The organism is Caproicibacter fermentans (assembly GCF_009746625.1).
In the GTDB taxonomy this organism is placed as follows: Bacteria; Bacillota; Clostridia; order Oscillospirales; family Acutalibacteraceae; genus Caproicibacter; species Caproicibacter fermentans.
In genome coordinates, this window is sequence record NZ_VWXL01000055.1 from 1 (window position 1) to 17,368 (window position 17,368).

Genomic DNA, 17,368 nt, shown 5'->3' on the forward strand with positions numbered 1-17,368 from the left:
CCCTGTTTTTTAAATTGCAAGGGCAGGGCTTGAAAAGGTTTGCCTTTTTTATCCAGCCAGTACGTTTATGGTGGCTTTTTTATCCGTTCCATTTGCACTTACCCTCTTGACTTCATACCATTAGACTATATACGAATGATTATTCACATTATTATTATAGTACCCGCATTGATAGATGTCAACAAAATGCGAATAATGATTCACATTTCATTGACCTGATTTAAAGTTCCAAGTATAATAAAAAAGAGGTGATATTATGAATGATGTAAGAGAACCCATTCAAAAACGTTCTATTGAAACAAAGAAAAAAATACTAGATGCCGGGTTTGCCCTTTTTTGCGAAAAAGGATATTATAAAACCAATACAATTGAGATTGCCAAACGTGCTGGTATCTCAACAGGAGCGCTATATAGTTACTTTAAAGATAAGAAACAAATATACATTGCTGCTTTTCACGATTATCTTGAAAATATTTCAGGCCATTTACTTGAAAAATTAAGTTTGCAACAACCTTTTTCACTAGCTAGTTTTGTCGAAAATTGGATCTGTTATTATATTGACTTATATGCCGATACCAGTCACGCTCTGGCTCAGTTAAGAATGATGATATCAGAAGATACTGATATCAATCGTCATTTTTCCAATTTTGAAAATGAATATTTTTTAAAAATTAAAGAGCTATTAAATAAAAATGGCATAACGCAAGATGACTTATTTGAAAAAGTTTACACTTGCTGCATTTTAATTGATGCTCTTAGACAGGAAAAATCTGCATTTTCACACAACGGCTTAGACTTCAATATTTTTAAAGACCAAGTAACCAAAACTGTCATTGTATTATTGTCAAGTTGATTTTTTATTAAGGGCTAATAAAATCGCAGAGCAAGTCTATTTTTCTGTATGGCAATTCAATTTGTCATTTGATAACTCTATCTATGTAATCTATCAAGGGGTGTAAATGAGAGACTTCAATTAATTCGGAAGCTCTTTCAGACGCAAAGATGGCGTAAGAAATTGCTTTCTTACGCCGGTATTAGCCACAGGTCTAGAGGTCAGGTCTTACCTTTTTCAACTTGTTCAGTTCCCTCGCAAACACATATCAATATTCCATTGTATTAGATAAGGACATTTTCCTTTGGAAAGCGTCATTATTATATCAAAATATACTCCAATCCAAAATCCTTCGCAAAAGTCGTAAACATCTATTAATCCTTCATATTTTCAGACTTTTTACTAAAAAACCATCTCATTCAGGAAAAGAAAGGCATTTGATACAGAAAAAAGGCAATAGCAGGTCCTATACACAGTGATATTAATGTTGTAATCAATTTTTTATGCATAAGAATTATAGCACAAATTAAAAATATTATCTCACAATACATATCATCATGATTACTGGACATAATTTGCAAAAGCATTACCGAAATAACACCTGCTGATAGTAATACCGCTAAGATATTATCTTGCTTTATTTTATGACATAAAACGGCCAAAAACGGCGATATTGCGGTAATTGTATACCAAATTAACATATAGCTATTAACATTAACATGAATCAATAAATGGTATATATGAAATGTAATATTTAGACTTAAGAAAAAAAACAAAACTCTAATTGCAGCTGAAATAGATTTTTCGCTTTTTAATGAAATAAATAATGCAATAAGGATCCATATACCAAAATTTGAAAGAATCGCATTTACATTTATTTGACCTAAGAAGAAATTGATATGGATATGCCTATTGTCTATATAGGCCGAAAAAAGACCTAATAAAACACCAACCACTGTAACGCTTAGTATGGGAATGACATTCTTTTTTGTTATTTTATTCAACTTTATAACCCTCCAAATTATATAAATAGCGAGTAATATCCATTCGCATTTTTCCATGATACATCTATTTATTTGCTAAATGAGATTGCAGTGTGTAACTGTAGCAATAATAATTAACGCAACGCCTGAACCAAACCATAACCCAACGAAATGGGACAACATCTGCTAAAGGCCCAAAAATCGCCATACCAATAGGCAAAAAACCGGAGTAGATTATTTTTGTATTCCATTGTTTTTATCCATATTTGCATTATACTTTGCGATGAACTTAATGGCAACCATAGCTCCATATATCTTGCCTCTGGAGTCGTATCATAGTACATCTCGGCAGCGAAATTACCGTAAATGCTTACAGTTTCACCATCATCACCGCACACAGACAGACATAATGACCACGTATTCACGCCGAAGTATCAGCGAAAGATAATCTATTATCAATTGAGGGACGACATACGGCAAATCATAAGAGATTTATGCAAAAGGAAGGGAATTGCGATCATAGAAGGACATATAATGCCCGACCATATTCATTTGCTTCTCTCAATTCCACCAAAATACAGTATATCGCAAATCATGGGATATCTCAAAGGAAAAAGTGCGATAATGATTTTCGATAGACATGCAAATTTAAAATACAAATTTGGTAATCGGAATTTTGGGGCGGAAGGATATTAAAAGCAAACCACAATTTTTGTGCCATTTTTGGGGCTTACGCTAACCCGCAAGCAGGGCAAGTGTATTGACACTTGCACATTTTTGAGATTTTCCCTTGCGGGAAAACTCAAAAATTGCTTGTTGGGGAGTGCCTTCCCCAAACCCTGCGACTTCGGGCCAATTTGGCCCAAAGTCGGCGCTTCGCACCTCATGTTGCGTCATGTTCGCTATCGTTCCATTTCCTTATTTTTCTGCACGTCCGTCAGGCCGAGCAGATGGTCTATATTGCTTTTTACCGTTACAATTTCCTGCATGGCCTTTTTTGTTTCCCGGTACTCCCGGTAAGCCTTCTTCTTGTCGGCCGACAACCACTGAAACTCTGCTTTGAGCGTATCCATTTTGGGGAGCTTTGCCCCGGACAGTAACCGCCGGAACGTGTCCTGCGCCGCCCGGTAGGCGGCAATATCCGCTTCATGCTCGGCAAGATATTTTTTGCTGTACTTCGCCGCCTTGTACCCCTCAAACACAGGCCGGGATTTCGCATAATCCACCACAGCCGCCTTTAGCTCTGCATTGATACGTATTGCGGTTTCGGTGGTTTTTATACTGTCTGAAAGCGTATGGAAACGGTCGGTAAGCTCTGTGGTCTTTTGCTCCAAATCCGCGTATTCCATCAGGCCGTTTTCCTGCAAATATTGTAAGGCTGCCGCCATCTGCTTGAGGTTGAATACCTTTGCCCAGCGTTCATAGGCCGGGCCTTTTCCGGCTTTCATACGGGCTTGAATATCCACAATCAGATTGAACTTGCGCCTTTCCTGCGGAGCAGTTTTGCCCTCAATCGCCGCTTGTATATCCTCCTGCCCGTATCCCTTGCCAAGCGTGGAAGTACGGAGCCGGGTAAAGCGTTCCTGCCCCTCTGCCCGAAAGCTGATTGTGCCGCCGCGCCCTTGCTTGATTTCATAACCAGCCGCCGCCATTGTCTGTAAAAAGGTGTCCATATCCGGCGGCTTCGTTGCAAGGCAAATATCAATCTGCGCCTTTAATTTCTCTTGAAATGTCGGCGGCTTGTGACCTCCCAACCATTCCCCATAGTGTTTGAATTTACCCTTGCTGTGGCGTTTGGGATTGGTGATAACAGACAGTCCGTTTTCAAGACATATCCGATCAGAGAGCCGCCGCACCGCACGGGCTGAACCGATAAAATCCCGGAATTTCCGGGTGCAGTCCAGCGAGGTAGAATTGTAGTAAATATGGCAATGGGGGTGGGGGCGGTCAGCGTGGGAAACCACGAAAAAGGCATGTCGGCCTTTCGTCCAGCGCATGGCAAAGTCATAGCTGATTTTAAGAGCGGTTTCGGGATCTGTTTCGCCGGGCAGGAACGACTGCCGGATTTGATAATATAGCACATCATTTTCCCGTTTTTGCTCCCGTCCTGTGATAGCTTTGTACTTTGCTTTGGAGAGTAAAAATTCTGCGTCAGCGGTGGCGGGGTCACATTTATAAGCAAGAATTAAATCGCCGTTGTGGGTCTTATCTGGATTTTTCCCGTAGTCAAAACCGTCTTTTAAAGTTTCCATAATAGTCATGCCGCTTCCAGTGTGACGGGTCATAAGGCGGGTGGTAGCCATGTTCGTTTCCTCCTTTCCTCGAAAAAACAACTTCGGGCCAAGTTGACCCGAAGTTGCCCGGCAATTCTGTTATGCTGCTGTTAGCTTACAATGAAAAAGCGAAGTGAATTGTTCAGGCTGTGCAGTCCGTCAATGAGGTATTCCGCAATGGCAGGAATACCAAGGGGAGAAATCAAAAACGACAGGAACAGGAACACGCCGAAGCCTAGCTTTTCACCACTTATCAGCAGGGCAATGCTGATAAGAACGCCTATCCCGGAAACTACCTGTAAGAAAGCGGCGGCATAGCAGAATACAAATTCAATCATGGGTGTTGCTATCGTCAGCAGAACCACAAACGGCGCGGCGATAATCTTAAATATTAGTTTGATAAACTTCATAAAAATTCTCCTTTCATTGAGTGGCTTTCTTATTGTATTCTACCTATATTTTACCATTTCAGGCAGAGTACAACAATGTTGTCGAGGCCGCACCGATCTTGTCCCGGGACTTCGGGACAAGTTGGCCCGAAGTTAGCTATATTTGGCTTGAATCTACAAGGAAAATTATGTATAATTAGAGAGAAAAATAAAATTTTAAAGCGAAACATGGGTTGCATTATAGTTGAGTGTTGATTTATTTGTATGAAGAACCTAAACAGTAGCTTTGCTTTTTCGGAAAGGAGCAAAAATGGACATTTCTATTCATAACTGCAATAATATTGACTCTGGTGATATACATATTGAAAATGGAAGATTAAATATTAAATATGCTATTAATGGTACTGGAAAATCAACGATTGCCCAAGCTATATCTTTACATATTTCAGGTGGGGCACTAACAGATTTACGTCCATTTAAGTATTTGAATGATGGAAAAGAAGACCATAACCCAAGTGTTATGATATCTGATGCCATTCAGAAAGTGGCTGTCTTCGATGAGAAATATATTGAAACCTATGCTTATCAAAAGGATGAGTTAGTAGCGAATAGTTTTGAGATATTTGTTAAAACGCCCAAATACGAAGAACATATGCGTAAAATTTCCGAGTTAATTTCTAGCATACAAACAGCTTTTCGTGACGACCCGGATCTAGATGCCCTTATTAATGATTTGACAACTTTTATCGACGGGTTTGGGAAAGCACAGAGCGGATATTCAAAAGCAGGCGATCTCGGAAAAAGTATTGGTAAAGGAAACAAGCTTGAGAATGTTCCCCCTGAACTTGCTGCATATGCTCCGTATTTAAGAACAGCAGGGACAAATCTAAAATGGCTAAAGTGGCAAACCGAGGGAAAAGATTATTTGGAAATCACTGATAAATGTCCGTATTGTGTTTCCAACATTTCAACACCTAAAGAAACCATCTTAAAAGTAAGCCAAGAGTATGATACTAAATATCTTTCTTCATTAAGCAAAATATTAGATGTATTTACCTCCTTAGAGGCTTATTTTTCAGAAGATACAAAAGCGGCTGTGCAAATTATTTCAAAAAATGCTACTGGTATAACAACAGAACAAATTGAGTTTCTTAAACGACTAAAAGACGAGGTAATTACTTTACGCGATAAGTTAACTGGTTTAAAATACTTAGGTTTTGCTTCATTGAGCAATGTAGATCGGGTAGCAGATGCATTACGCGAAAACATTATTGACTTAGCCTTTTACCGTCAGCTAGAAAGCGATTATACAAAATCTAAAATTGACAGGATTAATGCTTCGCTGAACGAAGTAATTACTGTTGCGGGGCAGTTACAAGGACAAGTTGCTCAGCAAAAAGAAGAAATAAGAAAGACTATAGAAAAACATAGTAAAGATATTAATGGTTTTCTTGAATCAGCAGGTTATCAATACAAAGTTTCAATCGTTCAATCTACAGGGGAAAGCTACCGCTTAATCTTAACGTATACAGAACAGAGCGAGGGTATCGGAAATGTAAAAGAACATTTAAGTTACGGTGAGCGAAATGCTTTCGCTTTGGTATTGTTTATGTATCAAGCGCTTAAAGAAAATGCGGATTTTATAATACTTGATGATCCTATTTCATCTTTTGATAATAATAAAAAGTTTGCTATTATGTCTATGCTTTTTAGAGGGACAAACTCTTTTCAAGGAAAAACTGTATTGATGTTAACACATGATTTTGAGCCAATTATTGATATTGTTTGCACCTTGCGTGATATTTTCTCACCGTCAGCGAAAGCATACTTTATTTCAAATATTAATGGAACGTTAGACGAACATGTAATTACAAATACAGATGTCAAATCATGTGTTTCGGTATGTGAAAGTAATATTGCTGATTCTGCCGATATAATCCACAAGCTGATTTATTATAGGCGGCTTGTCGAAATCAACGATCAAAAGGATATAGTTTGGGATTTACTTTCTAACGTATTTCACAAAGATAGAGATATTCCCCAAATCAAAGATGAAGACGGAAGTCTGCGGGATATGACTCCTGACGAAATTGTATTAGCTACCAGTATCATTCAACAAAAGATTGATGACTTTGATTATTCAACTGTATATGCGCGTACCAAAAATATCTCGGATATGGTAGCACTGTATCGCAACTCTGCAAGTGGCTATGAAAAGGTTCAAATATATAGGATGTTAAAAGATGGAGATATGGAACGGGGCAGCGCAATGAAAAAATATGTAGATGAAACATTCCATGTGCAAAACGATTATTTATTCCAACTTAATCCAAGGCAGTACAAGATTGTACCGCAATATGTTCTTAATTATTGTGATAATGAAATTTGCACTATTGAAGAAAGCCTTGTTCAAACAGTTGGGTAGTCCATACAAAAAAATAAAATATTTAAAGGGGACAGATTAATCTGTCCCCTTTATTATAGCTCCACTACCGCCGTAAGCTGTTTGAGTACCTCTGAAACCCGGCCCCATAACTCGGTATAATCTTTTTGCAGGGCGGCAATTTCGGACGGATAAACGCCGTAGGTATTGGCATGAATGGCAACCTGATTCAGATTGTTGGCACATCTGCGTTGCAGGGAAACCAGCTCCCGGACGGGGGCAAGGTCAACATTCAGCACATAGCCATTGAGCGCCATTTTGCGGATATAGGCGCTTAAATTCTGTGTTCCGGCTTGTGCCATACGTTCCTGAATGGCGGCGTATTCATCATTACTCACCCAAACATAAAGGGGAACGCCCCGCCTGCGTTTGGGGCGGCTCACCGTTCCTCCCGTTCCCGGCTCCTGCGCTTTGCCGGCGGCTCCTTTACCCTGTCTTTCGGCCTTTCCTCCGGCATGGCCTGCACAATAGGCAAAGGGGCATTGTTCGGAATCCCATCAATCATGTTGTAATTCTGTTCCGTGGAAAGCTCTGCATTGTTCAAATAGTTATCCTTTTCCATTATCAAAAACCTCCTTTTTGTGACTTCGGGCCAAGTTGGCCCGAAGTGGTTATCGGTCTTTCTCTGTTCCTTTTGCGGGAGCAGTAAGGGCGGCGTTGTCCCGTGCCACCTGTTTGGCTCCCTCTGCCAGCCGGGCGGCAATGGATTTACTTTTTTCCGGTTCCCTGTCGGGATTGCCGGGAGCCGCCCGAAGCTCATAGTCAGCCATTTGCTTTTCTGTCAGGGGCGCGTCATACACAAGATAGCCCCACGCCAGAAAGCGGTAATGTTCCACACTTTCCCGCTTATCAAAATTCACGAGATATAACGGGCCGTTCTCCGTTTTGGGGAATGTACCAATATCCACTGGCCTTTGTGTAGAATAATATCGGTAAGCTGATTTTGCGGATACGCCGTAATTATGCTGATATTCGGCTACACGGTTCTCATAATCCCTTGTGGCGGCGGCTTTATCGGCGGTATAGTGTCCCGAATAGTAATCGCGCCTGCCGCTTATGTCCTCGGTAAACTGCCATGTGGCAAAGGGCTGTACCGCCTGTGGATTTTCCCCAAGGGCAAAGCCCCGGTCATTCTCAAAGACAATGGCCCGTTTGATTTCATATCCTTTTACGTTATCGCTCATTTTCCCTCCGTTTTCACACATAGAAATGTCACGCTGTTACCCTCAAAAAGCGGGGGCAGGAAGCGTAGATACCTTTTCCTTGAAACCGGGGCCGGAAAGCCCCGGAAATCAAGGCTTTTTTAGGTGAACTTCGTGACACCTTACCCCTTGTTTCTGCGCCTGTGCCGCTGTTGGCGGCGGCGGTCTGCTTCGCGTTTTCCTTTCCGGCGGCAGGCTTCGGAGCAATAGATCTGACTGGTAACAGGAAGATAGGCCGTGCCGCAGACCGGGCAGGTCTTGCGGGAAAGCAAAGCGGGGGTTCCGGCTAAATCAGCTTCCAGCACCGGTTCAAGCGGAAGCACGGCCTTTTGAAAATATTTGCAGTATGCGCCCGTCCAGCATTTATCCAGCATATAGCAGCCGCCGTAATCAAGGGGCAGACAACCGTATTCCGGGTCATAATTGGCGCATATCCCTGTTACCAGCCTGCGGATTGAGGCGCGTTCCCGGCGGGTCAGTTCCCGGGGTTCGGCACTCATAGCTCTGACTTCGGGCCAAGTTGGCCCGAAGTTCCCTCTCTTTGCGGCAGTATCAAATCTCGGTAGCAAACGCCCACGCAGACAGAGCCGTTCCAATAACTGCAATCCCGGCAGGGAGAGCCTTTCGGCGGCTTGCGCGGTGGAGCCGGGCGGCAGGGGCGGGGCTTTTCTTTCATCATTTTTTCATAGGGGCTGTTGGTGAAATTCATACGTCCTCGTCCTCCCCATCTACTTCCCACGGCGGGGTATTGTCCTCCTGCTCGTCGTAAGGGTCGGCTTCGTATTCGTCAAATTCGTCCTCTGCCAAAGCGGCCCGCTCCTGCTTCGGGCGGTAAATCTTAAAGTAATATCCGGCTCCACCGCCGATTGCAACAACCGCCAGCACCAGCAGGAGCATGGTAGGATTGCTTTTTTGCTCCGGCTCCGCAGAGGTTTCTAAAGAAGTTTCAGAGCTTATGTCTGTTTCAGAACTGCTTTCCTGTTCGGGAGTGGTAATAGCGGCGGTTTCATTTTCCACGGTATCCTCGGACTTCTCCGCAAGGGCCAGCAGGTCTTTTTCCGTCACGGCGTTCAGAAAATACACATTGTCCGTTTTCCGCTGAAGGTCAATCACAAGGTAAAATACATTTTCGTCCGGGGTGGTGATGGTGTAAAACTGCTTGCCGTCCTCGTCCGTGGCGGTATTGACTACCGTTCCCGTTCCGTCAGGGGTAAAGGGATTGGGGTCACTGGTTGTTTTAGAAATCGCCGGAGCTTCCGTTACCTCCGGGGTTTCCTCACCGCCGCTGGCATAGGCCACAGTGCTAAAGGAAAAGGCCATTAAAAAAGCGGCGCATAGCACCGCCATCATACGAAATTTCTTCATTCTTCGATTTCCTCCTTTTCAGTTTGGGCGGGTACTGCGGACTTCGGGCCAAGTTGACCCGAAGTGGCGCCGCCTGCCTTTGCTGCTTTCAGCAGGTCGGCAAGGTCGGTCAGGGAGATATCCATGCCGCGCACCGCGTCCACAATTTCCAGATTTTCCAGCTCGGTTTTCTGCTTTTCCAGCTCCCGCAGCTTTGTTTGAAACTCATTGATTTTATCCTTTGTTTTCTGTATGTCCTTGCAGACACGTTCAATTTTTGCGTTCAAAAGTTACCTCCTTTTTGGTTATGGCAAACGTCCATAGCCTAAAAAATGACTTTGCCAGTAGTTTGTATTGATGGAAGTGTACTGTATGGGGGAGCCGCAATGAATCATCATGCCGTTTCCAACGTAAATTCCCACATGGCTTGCGCCGGAAGTGTCGTAGGTGCCTTGAAAGAAAATCAGGTCGCCGGGCTGTGCTTCGTCCGGTGGGATATGGGAACAGGAATTGAAAAGCCCTGTTGCGGTGGTTCGCCCCACGCTTCCCACGCCCGACTGATTGATGACCCAGCACACAAAGCCCGAACAATCAAAGGAAGTGGAGGGAGAAGAACCGCCCCAAACATAGGGGTAGCCTAAGTATTTCTCCGCTTCGGCAATCATAGCGGCAAATTCCGGGTCGGCCAGAGCTTGTGGGGGGATGTCGTAATCGGTGTATTCCCCGGCATGGGCGTAAATGTTTCCCTCAAACAGATATGGGCGGTTGCCTTTGGTCTTTTGGTAAATGGTATAGCGTTCCGTCTGTTCCGGGTTAAGATTGGAAAGAGCCACTGCTCCCAATGACTTGTTTTTCAAAGATACGTTGAGGATATAGTAATTATAGGGAACCTCGTAGGTGTCGGTATGGGTTTCGCCGTTTTCGTCCGTCCAAGTGTCGGTTTCCGTGCGGTAGCGCACCTCTACCGTTTCCGTGATGGTCAGGATATATTGCTGTCCGAACAGGGTTTGCAGTTCGGCCTGTACCTGTGCCGGGGTGTAGCCGCCGTATTTGGCAGTCAGATAGGAAGCCAGCTCAAAGGGGTCATGCCCGATTTCATCCACGGAATAGCGGTACTCGTCATAGCCGGGATAATCGCTTTCTATCTGGGAGAGCCGTTCCCGCAAATCCTTTTCCAGTGCGGTATAGTTTTCTTCGACGACTTCAATATCACTGTCCGACGAACCGTAGGAAGTGCCGCCCACCACGCTAATCAGGCCGTTGCCAATGGTGGTGATTCCCGCCATGCAGGATTGCAGAATCACAATCAACAGGAACAGCACCAGCCCAAGCAATAAAATCTTTGGATTGCGCTTTACAAAGGCCGCAACCGTTCGGGTTACTTTTTCAGTGAAGCGCACCGCTTTTTTGCCCTGCTTAGCCGCTTCTTTCGCCTGTTTTCGGTACTGTTTTTTTAACTGTTGCTTCTGCCAGAACCGGGAAACCGGGTTACTTTGCAAGCCCGGATTGTCCTGCACAAGCTGGCGGTAGGCGTAATCGGCTCTTGCGCTGATATGCCTGTTTCCCCATTTGCGAACCTGCCGGGTGGGACGAGTGCGGATACGGTGCTTGATAAAGCGTGTACCGCCCCGGGCAAGGTGTTCCCCGGCAAGTTCCGTTTTGTGGGCGGCTTCCGTTCCTGCATTTTCATGCTCTATTTGATGAATTTTCCCATGCACATACCGCCATGACTGATACCCGGCGGCACGGCTCACTTTTTTAATCGGGCCGGGCTTTTTCTGCGGTTTCTGGCTCTCTAATTTTTCACGGGCGGTATTCAGCTTTTCGCCGCTTTTTTCCATGCAGAGCTTTGATTTCTCCATACGCTTACCGTTCTGCGCCGCCTTTTTGTTGGCAGAGCCAGAATGTGAATCAGCTCCAGCAGTTTCACCACCGGGCGGTGGATCTCCGTCACGCCGCAGACGTTCCGAGGGTCGGGGCTTCTTACTGTCCTGTCGGAGCTTTCCCGACTTCGGGCCAAGTTGGCCCGAAGTGGCAAGGTCAGCAGATTTTGGCGGGATTGCGGTATCCGCGGCAGTTTCATCTTCAAATCGCAATTTCTGCTTCTCCATATCAGGCGGAGCCGGGTCAGAGCGATTACCTACAAGTGGCGAAGTTCCTGACGGGTCGGCGGTTTGCGGTGGTGTTTTCCTGACAGTTTCTTTTTTCGGTGTAGCCCGCTTTTTTGACTTCGGGCCAAGTTGACCCGAAGTTGCTGCCTGTCCCTTTGGCTTAAACCGCAAGTGGCCCGGTCTGCCTGTATCACGCATTTGGGGCCTCCCTGACGTCCTCAGGCCTTGTGGTAAGCAGATTGTAGATTTCACCACGGGGGAAACGGTCTACAAAGGGAATGGTGGTATTGCCGAAGAACAAAAGCCCCTCCCCGGAATTGCTGTGAGCGATATACGAAAGCTGATGTTCCGATATGCCAAGCTGTTTGGCGAGAATCGCCCGGTCGCCCTGTGCCTGTGACAGCAGTATCATAAAGTCGCTGTTTTCCAGAATATTTTCAATCTCACGGCTGGCTAAAAGGTCTTTTACATTCTGCGTGAGTGCACTCGGTACACAGCCCTTTTTACGAAGCATTTTCCACACACGGACAAAATAACTGGCAGAAAGTGCGTCCTGCAACAAAATATGAAATTCATCATAGTAACACCAAGTCGAAAGACTTCTGGAAAAGTTCTCGTCTACCGCTTGTGTCACCAGCTCGTTTGTGATGTGCATGGCGATTTTGCGTAGGTTTTCTCCCATGCTTTTCAACACGATACAGGTAATGCGGCTGTCGGTCTGTACGTTGGTAGGGTGGTTGAACATATTAAGGGAACCGATGCAGTAAAGCTCCAAGGCGGTTGCAATTCGTCTGGCTTCCGGTTCGGGCTGCTGGCACAAGGTTTCATATAAATCTTGCAGAAGCGGCATTTTCCAGTCCCCGATCCCAAGGGCAAGCTCCCGGTACACCAGCCGCACACAACGGTCAATCACGGTTTTTTCAATGGGCTGTAAACTCTCCTTGCCGCCGATAATCAGCTCACATAAGGACAATAAAAAATCCGCTTTCATAGAAAGCGGGCTGTTCTCTCCGGCTAAGTTCAGTTTTAAGTCCATTGGGTTGATGTGATGGGGGCTGTTTGGTGATATTTCTATGACCTCCCCGCCAAGCCGCCGGACTAACGGGGCGTATTCGCCCATTGGGTCTACCACGATAATGCGGTCTTTGGTGGCAAGGAATACGTTGATTAGCTCACGCTTTGCGGCAAAACTCTTGCCGGAGCCGGTAGAGCCAAGATAAAAACCATTGGCGGATTTCAGCTTTTTGCGGTCTGCCATAATGACGTTATGGGAAAGGGCGTTCATGCCGTAGTACAATGCCTGCCCGTCCATGCGAAGCTCCTGCGTCATAAAGGGAACGAAAATTGCCGTAGAGCTTGTGGTCATGCCCCGCTGTATTTCAATGCCATTCCAGCCAAGGGGCAAGCTACTCATAAAGCCCTGTTTCTGCTGAAAGTCCAGCCGTTTGAGAAAGCAGTTGTATTTCTGTGTAATGCCCGACACCGTGAAAATGTCATTTTCCAACTGCTGGCGGGTGGGGGCCGTATTCACCACAAGGAACGTGAGAAGAAACATTCGCTCATTGCGGCTTTGTAAGTCTGCCAAGAGTGCCGCCGCGTCCTTGCTGTAAGTGAGCAAATCCGGGGGAAGAATATCAATGTCATATCCGGCCCGGGCGGCTTTTTTCTGTTCGTCCATTTTCATTCGGTCTATGTCGGTCAGCTTTGCCTTGACCGTTTTCACCGCTTTGGTCTGGTCTACCGTCTGGATATGCAGGGTGATGGTCATTTCTGCGTCCACTTCCAAAAGCTCTGCTAACAGCTTGTCGGAAAGCTCAGAAGCCATAATCTGCATATACAGAGCCGCGCCCCATGTAGTCCCTACACGAAAAGCGCGGCTTTGGCGAAAGTCAAAGGACGTGGGAGCGATAAAATCCTTTGTCCCCATACCTGTTTTGGGTATCATATCCCACGAAAAGCGGAATGGCTCCCGCCCTCCGGGGTGTAGCTGGCTGTGCAGCACTTCCAAGCGTTCCCGCCCGGAAAGGGTTGCCGACTGTACACCCAGCTTCTTGAAGTTCCCCACAATATCCGCTTCGATACGTTCCAAGCGGGGGCGGGCCGCCCCGATCCCGTCTGCGTTGATACCAAATGTGATGTATTTGGAGCGGACAATGCCGTTGTTACTTTTGGCAATCTGATTTTCCAGCATGGCGGTAAATTCGCCCCGGATACTGTTGAAATCGTCGTCCTGCGGGGAAATGTTCACACTGTAACGGTTTTCCGGGCGGGAGCGGTGGTTGATAAAGGAAAGCTGAAAGGGCAAGGCACTGTCAAAGTAATTGAGGAAGCCGCAGTACCCGTCAAAAATGGTGCTTTGGTCGTCACTGGAAGCTACGGCGTAGTTAATATCCTCATAGGAAAGGGTCTTAGTGTAGTAGCCCTCCCGCACCTTGCAGATACCGTCTTTCAGCATTTCTTTGTAGGGAATGGTCTGCTGTGCCGACTGCGGCCCGCGTTTTTTAGGCTTTCCGCTTTTTGCGGGAACAGGCGGGCGTTTTGTTTTTTGCGCCATTGGGTGAAACCTCCTTTCCGGGGTTGCTTAGATACGCATAGAAATTCTGTGTCTGATAGGGGCGTGTGCGGGGCCATAGGAATTTGGAGCGGACAATATTTCGCACCACTTTTTCAAGCGGCTGTCCGTCACGCTCATACATGGCAATGAGAAAGCAAGGGAGCATAAGGGCAATCATTAAGAGCATGGCCCCGGTATTACCAATGGCGGTACGGGTAAAAAGATAAGTCGGAATACCGACTACCGCCGCCGCTCCGAAGCATAGTAGCTGGCGTTTGGTGAGATTGAACGCCACTTTGGTTTTTATTTTCGATAGGTCGTTTGGTACGCTTACATAGGCCAATGAAAAATCCTCCTTTCTGACTTCGGGCCAAGTTGACCCGAAGTTGATTATCGTTCTGCATTGTGGATAGGAACCGTCTGCCGTGCCGGGGTCTTTTCCAGTCCAGCCTGCCGTACCCGCCAATAGTCCGGGTTATGTTCCCGGAGCGACTTATTGATGTTTTCCCCAAAAGCGGCCTTGTCTTTTATACGGTCTGGAACCGCCAACAGCTTTTTATCCAAAAGCTCCCGCAAGGCAACATCTTCCTGCGTATCTTCCTCGAAGCAGAGAAAACCGCTGTGACGAAAGCCGCACTTAATCGCGGCAGGAGAAAGCACCGCCGCCATATCCTTTGCAACCATTGTGCCGCCATGACTGGCGGTACTCACAAGAAACACGCCGGGGCAGAGAACGTCACAGGTCTGCACCTTGCCCCACGGTGATTGTTCCGGCTGTTGATACATAAAAACTCCTTTCCACTTCGGGCCAAATTGGCCCGAAGTCGCACTGTTACCTTTCTGCACTTTTGGCTTTACCTGCCTTTGCAGGAGCAGGACGGGCAGCGTTTTCCTGTGCCGCCTGTTTTGCGCCCTCCGCAAGCTGTTTCGGGATAGACTGCTTTTCAGGGGAAGCAATGGCAGCGGCGCGGGTCTGCAACTTTTCAAGCTCTGCATGGTAGGCCGCTGTCACGGCTTCGGTCAGCTCCGCGCGAAACTCCTTTGTGATGGGGCGGGACGTATCCCGGTAGCCGGTCTTGCTGGTCTTATCCGGCTTGCTCGGCATACCCACAAAAATGCCCTTGTCGCTCTGCAAAATCTTGAAATCGTCAATCACAAAGCAGTCATTCAGTTTCAGACTGGCAAAGCCTACAAGGTTGCCCTTTGGCTCAATGAGCCGGGCGGTAATGTCCAGCTTCAGCGGCAGAGCCGCCGGTTCGGGTTGCTGTTCCGTTTCCTGCGGAACTGTTGTGTTTTCGTTGCTCATAGTAAAAATTTCTCCTTTCTCACTTCGGGACAAGTTGGCCCGAAGTTGTCAGTGCGCTCCAAAAATAGATTTCGCAAGGCTTCCCGTCTTGAACATGGTGAAGCACAATAGAACCGTATAGCCGATTACTGTCCATATGGCTCCAATGGGGTCGCCGCCTACGGCGATACTCTGCACCAGCTTTGCGTAGATTCCCACACATACCAAAATCAGCAAGCCTTGAAAGCCCACGGCGCACAGGAATTTCAGATAGTTCTGGCCCATGCCTCCGATTTCCCGGTTGACCAAGGTTGCCATCGGCACAGGTGCTAAACTGGTGAGTAGGTAAATTTCAATCATTCTGCCGTACACAATGACAAACACAACAATGTTGATTGCTACGACAATAATCTTAATCAGAAAGGATTGCATCCACAGACCGAGCAGAGGGCCGATTTCCATTGTCATGAGATGGGCTTCCAAGCTGTCCAGCATATCGGGGCTTACCCCTGTATTCCCTGCAATCACGCCCCCTGCGCTGTTAATGACGCTTTGGGAAACATCAAATACCGCCATCACGATATTAAACGTGTTGGATAGAAGCAGTACCGCGACAAAGGTTTTGAATATCCATTTGAAGAAAATCCATGTATCAATGTCGTGCAGGTTGTTCCGGTCAATCAGCATTTGAATCAGCTCATAGCACATGACAAAGGTAAGCACCAGTCCGGCAATCGGCAAAACAACCGTTTCGGAAAGCTGCCGTATAAGGGAGAACACGCCGGGGTTCCAATTCCCCGGCGTGGTTCCCACCTGCGTTGCAATCTCTCCGATCTGGTCGTTCACGTTCTCGAAAAGGCCGCTTAAATTGCCCATGATACCGTCTACCAGCAGACCTTTTATCCATTCGTTAATCCAGTCGGTGAGAAAATCCATACCGGCCTACCTTAAAACAGGCTGGAAAGCATAGGTACAAGCGTTGTTCCCAGCAGGATAACGCCGCCCCCGGCCATAAGCTGTTTAATGCCTTGCGATTTCGCGCCCGGATTGTCGCTACCATACCCTTCCAAAAGGTTGATAACGCCCCACACGGCAAGGCCCGCGCCAAGAGCCACAACAAGGGTCTGTAAGGTACTAACTGCACTCGTAAAAAATCCCATAATCTAATTACCTCCATGTTTTTATATTGTTTTTGGGTACAAAAAAACCGCCATTTTCGGCGGCTGTCACTTCGGGACAAGTTGGCCCGAAGTTATGCAAATGCTTCCGGTTCGTCCACATCATCATAGTTGAGAATGTCCTCGTTCTCGTCTATGGCGGCGGTTTCCTCGTCAGCACTTACTTCATAAACGGTATACTGCTCATTAGGATTGAGCTTTTTCATGCGGCGGTTTACCAGCTTTGAAGCGTCAAAAGCGTTGCGCTTGTCGGCTTCGGCGGTATCCCTGTAATTGGGGTGCTGTTTCAAATCATATTTCGGGGAAAGGAACGGACGCAGGCCGCGAAGCTGTAAAATACACTTATTGCCCGGCATAGTGGTCAATTCGTCCATTGTCATAAGCTCACTGCAACATTGTCAAGGGGTAAATTAAAACCATAAGCTAAAACCGTGTCCAATAAATCACGGCTTTAGCTTATGGTTGTTATGTGCAATTTAATACTAAATTAAAACTGCCAGTACTGTGATGATGCGTTATGCAGGGAATTAACACCCAAAATAAGAGGTCGAACTATGTTGCTAAGAAGCAAAATAGTTTATTAGATATTTCTATTAAAGTAATTCTCAAATCCATTGTAATAAAAGTGTGGATTATTTCGTTTGAAAACATCTAAGGAACCTCTGATTTAATCCGCCCCTCTACCGAAGAGAGGAGAACTCTGGTAAAATAGAACTATCAATTCACAGGCGGTGCAGAGAAATGAAAAAGCAACAAACTTTTACGGATATCGAA

20 protein-coding genes and 2 pseudogenes are annotated in these 17,368 nt (G+C 46.0%); 4 read left to right on the plus strand and 18 right to left on the minus strand.

Annotation, left to right across the window (positions count from 1 at the left end):
• The first annotated feature begins 256 nt into the window (after nt 1-256).
• Nucleotides 257-853, plus strand: coding sequence for a TetR/AcrR family transcriptional regulator (locus tag CAFE_RS10500; protein WP_009064831.1), 597 nt, complete (start codon nt 257-259; stop codon nt 851-853).
• A gap of 398 nt (nt 854-1,251) precedes the next feature.
• On the opposite strand, the gene CAFE_RS10505 is transcribed toward CAFE_RS10500, so the two are convergent.
• The gene (locus CAFE_RS10505; RefSeq protein WP_020073007.1) at nt 1,252-1,836 is read right to left on the minus strand and encodes a hypothetical protein; all 585 of its coding nucleotides are present in this window, start codon (nt 1,834-1,836) and stop codon (nt 1,252-1,254) included.
• A 345-nt stretch (nt 1,837-2,181) separates the two neighbouring features.
• Between CAFE_RS10505 and tnpA the strand changes: the two are divergent.
• Nucleotides 2,182-2,508 (plus strand): annotated as a pseudogene (tnpA, locus tag CAFE_RS10510) (IS200/IS605 family transposase); the annotation flags it as partial.
• 209 nt (nt 2,509-2,717) lie between these two features.
• On the opposite strand, the gene CAFE_RS10515 reads toward tnpA, so the two are convergent.
• Nucleotides 2,718-4,118, minus strand: coding sequence for a relaxase/mobilization nuclease domain-containing protein (locus tag CAFE_RS10515; protein ID WP_021167993.1), 1,401 nt, complete (start codon nt 4,116-4,118; stop codon nt 2,718-2,720).
• An 80-nt stretch (nt 4,119-4,198) separates the two neighbouring features.
• Complete coding sequence (locus CAFE_RS10520) at nt 4,199-4,498, minus strand: CD1845 family protein (RefSeq protein WP_021167994.1); 300 nt, start codon at nt 4,496-4,498, stop codon at nt 4,199-4,201.
• Nucleotides 4,499-4,787: 289 nt separating this feature from the next.
• On the opposite strand from CAFE_RS10520, the gene CAFE_RS10525 reads away from it, so the two are divergent.
• Entirely contained in the window at nt 4,788-6,902 is a 2,115-nt protein-coding gene (locus tag CAFE_RS10525) for an AAA family ATPase (RefSeq protein WP_156990625.1), read from the plus strand.
• 53 nt (nt 6,903-6,955) lie between these two features.
• Here CAFE_RS10525 and CAFE_RS10530 read toward each other — a convergent pair whose 3' ends face one another.
• The 8 genes from CAFE_RS10530 to CAFE_RS10565 all read right to left on the minus strand — a co-directional run bounded on the left by CAFE_RS10530 (nt 6,956) and on the right by CAFE_RS10565 (nt 11,427).
• A complete protein-coding gene (locus CAFE_RS10530; protein WP_011988850.1) occupies nt 6,956-7,303 on the minus strand; it encodes a plasmid mobilization protein in 348 nt (115 codons plus the stop codon).
• Entirely contained in the window at nt 7,300-7,482 is a 183-nt protein-coding gene (locus tag CAFE_RS10535; RefSeq protein ID WP_021167996.1) for a DUF4316 domain-containing protein, read from the minus strand. The genes CAFE_RS10530 and CAFE_RS10535 overlap by 4 nt, the downstream gene beginning before the upstream one ends.
• A 49-nt stretch (nt 7,483-7,531) precedes the next feature.
• On the minus strand, nt 7,532-8,104 hold the full coding sequence (locus tag CAFE_RS10540; protein ID WP_021167997.1) for a defense against restriction DarA-related protein: 573 nt from the start codon (nt 8,102-8,104) through the stop codon (nt 7,532-7,534).
• A 140-nt stretch (nt 8,105-8,244) separates the two neighbouring features.
• Nucleotides 8,245-8,622: a cysteine-rich VLP protein gene (locus CAFE_RS10545; protein ID WP_028972208.1), complete on the minus strand. Its 378-nt coding sequence runs from the start codon at nt 8,620-8,622 to the stop codon at nt 8,245-8,247.
• On the minus strand, nt 8,619-8,831 hold the full coding sequence (locus CAFE_RS10550) for a hypothetical protein (protein WP_080315675.1): 213 nt from the start codon (nt 8,829-8,831) through the stop codon (nt 8,619-8,621). Before CAFE_RS10550 ends, CAFE_RS10545 begins: the two co-directional genes overlap by 4 nt.
• On the minus strand, nt 8,828-9,487 hold the full coding sequence (locus CAFE_RS10555; protein ID WP_021168000.1) for a DUF4366 domain-containing protein: 660 nt from the start codon (nt 9,485-9,487) through the stop codon (nt 8,828-8,830). Before CAFE_RS10555 ends, CAFE_RS10550 begins: the two co-directional genes overlap by 4 nt.
• The gene (locus CAFE_RS10560) at nt 9,484-9,753 is read right to left on the minus strand and encodes a DUF4315 family protein (RefSeq protein WP_021168001.1); all 270 of its coding nucleotides are present in this window, start codon (nt 9,751-9,753) and stop codon (nt 9,484-9,486) included. Before CAFE_RS10560 ends, CAFE_RS10555 begins: the two co-directional genes overlap by 4 nt.
• Before the next feature lie 18 nt (nt 9,754-9,771).
• Nucleotides 9,772-11,427, minus strand: a complete 1,656-nt coding sequence (locus CAFE_RS10565; protein WP_040109573.1) for a C40 family peptidase — start codon at nt 11,425-11,427, stop codon at nt 9,772-9,774.
• Between CAFE_RS10565 and CAFE_RS20070 the strand changes: the two genes are divergently transcribed.
• The gene (locus tag CAFE_RS20070; protein WP_233452778.1) at nt 11,373-11,660 is read left to right on the plus strand and encodes a hypothetical protein; all 288 of its coding nucleotides are present in this window, start codon (nt 11,373-11,375) and stop codon (nt 11,658-11,660) included. The two genes, CAFE_RS10565 and CAFE_RS20070, sit on opposite strands and share 55 nt — an antisense overlap.
• A 107-nt stretch (nt 11,661-11,767) precedes the next feature.
• Here CAFE_RS20070 and CAFE_RS10570 read toward each other — a convergent pair whose 3' ends face one another.
• The 7 genes and pseudogenes from CAFE_RS10570 to CAFE_RS10600 all read right to left on the minus strand — a co-directional run.
• A complete protein-coding gene (locus CAFE_RS10570) occupies nt 11,768-14,131 on the minus strand; it encodes a VirB4-like conjugal transfer ATPase, CD1110 family (protein ID WP_166525113.1) in 2,364 nt (787 codons plus the stop codon).
• Complete coding sequence (locus tag CAFE_RS10575; RefSeq protein ID WP_021168005.1) at nt 14,079-14,474, minus strand: PrgI family protein; 396 nt, start codon at nt 14,472-14,474, stop codon at nt 14,079-14,081. The genes CAFE_RS10570 and CAFE_RS10575 overlap by 53 nt, the downstream gene beginning before the upstream one ends.
• Nucleotides 14,475-14,521: 47 nt before the next feature.
• Nucleotides 14,522-14,917 (minus strand): DUF7007 domain-containing protein, encoded by a 396-nt coding sequence (locus CAFE_RS10580; protein ID WP_156990627.1) that lies wholly within the window; start codon nt 14,915-14,917, stop codon nt 14,522-14,524.
• A gap of 46 nt (nt 14,918-14,963) precedes the next feature.
• Nucleotides 14,964-15,437, minus strand: a complete 474-nt coding sequence (locus CAFE_RS10585; RefSeq protein ID WP_021168007.1) for a SpoVG family protein — start codon at nt 15,435-15,437, stop codon at nt 14,964-14,966.
• A 48-nt stretch (nt 15,438-15,485) separates the two neighbouring features.
• Entirely contained in the window at nt 15,486-16,352 is an 867-nt protein-coding gene (locus CAFE_RS10590; RefSeq protein WP_156990628.1) for a VirB6/TrbL-like conjugal transfer protein, CD1112 family, read from the minus strand.
• Nucleotides 16,353-16,363: 11 nt separating this feature from the next.
• Nucleotides 16,364-16,576, minus strand: coding sequence for a Maff2 family mobile element protein (locus CAFE_RS10595; RefSeq protein ID WP_011988858.1), 213 nt, complete (start codon nt 16,574-16,576; stop codon nt 16,364-16,366).
• Between the two features lie 92 nt (nt 16,577-16,668).
• Nucleotides 16,669-16,980: pseudogene (locus CAFE_RS10600) on the minus strand (VirD4-like conjugal transfer protein, CD1115 family); the annotation flags it as partial.
• Between the last annotated feature and the right edge of the window lie 388 nt (nt 16,981-17,368).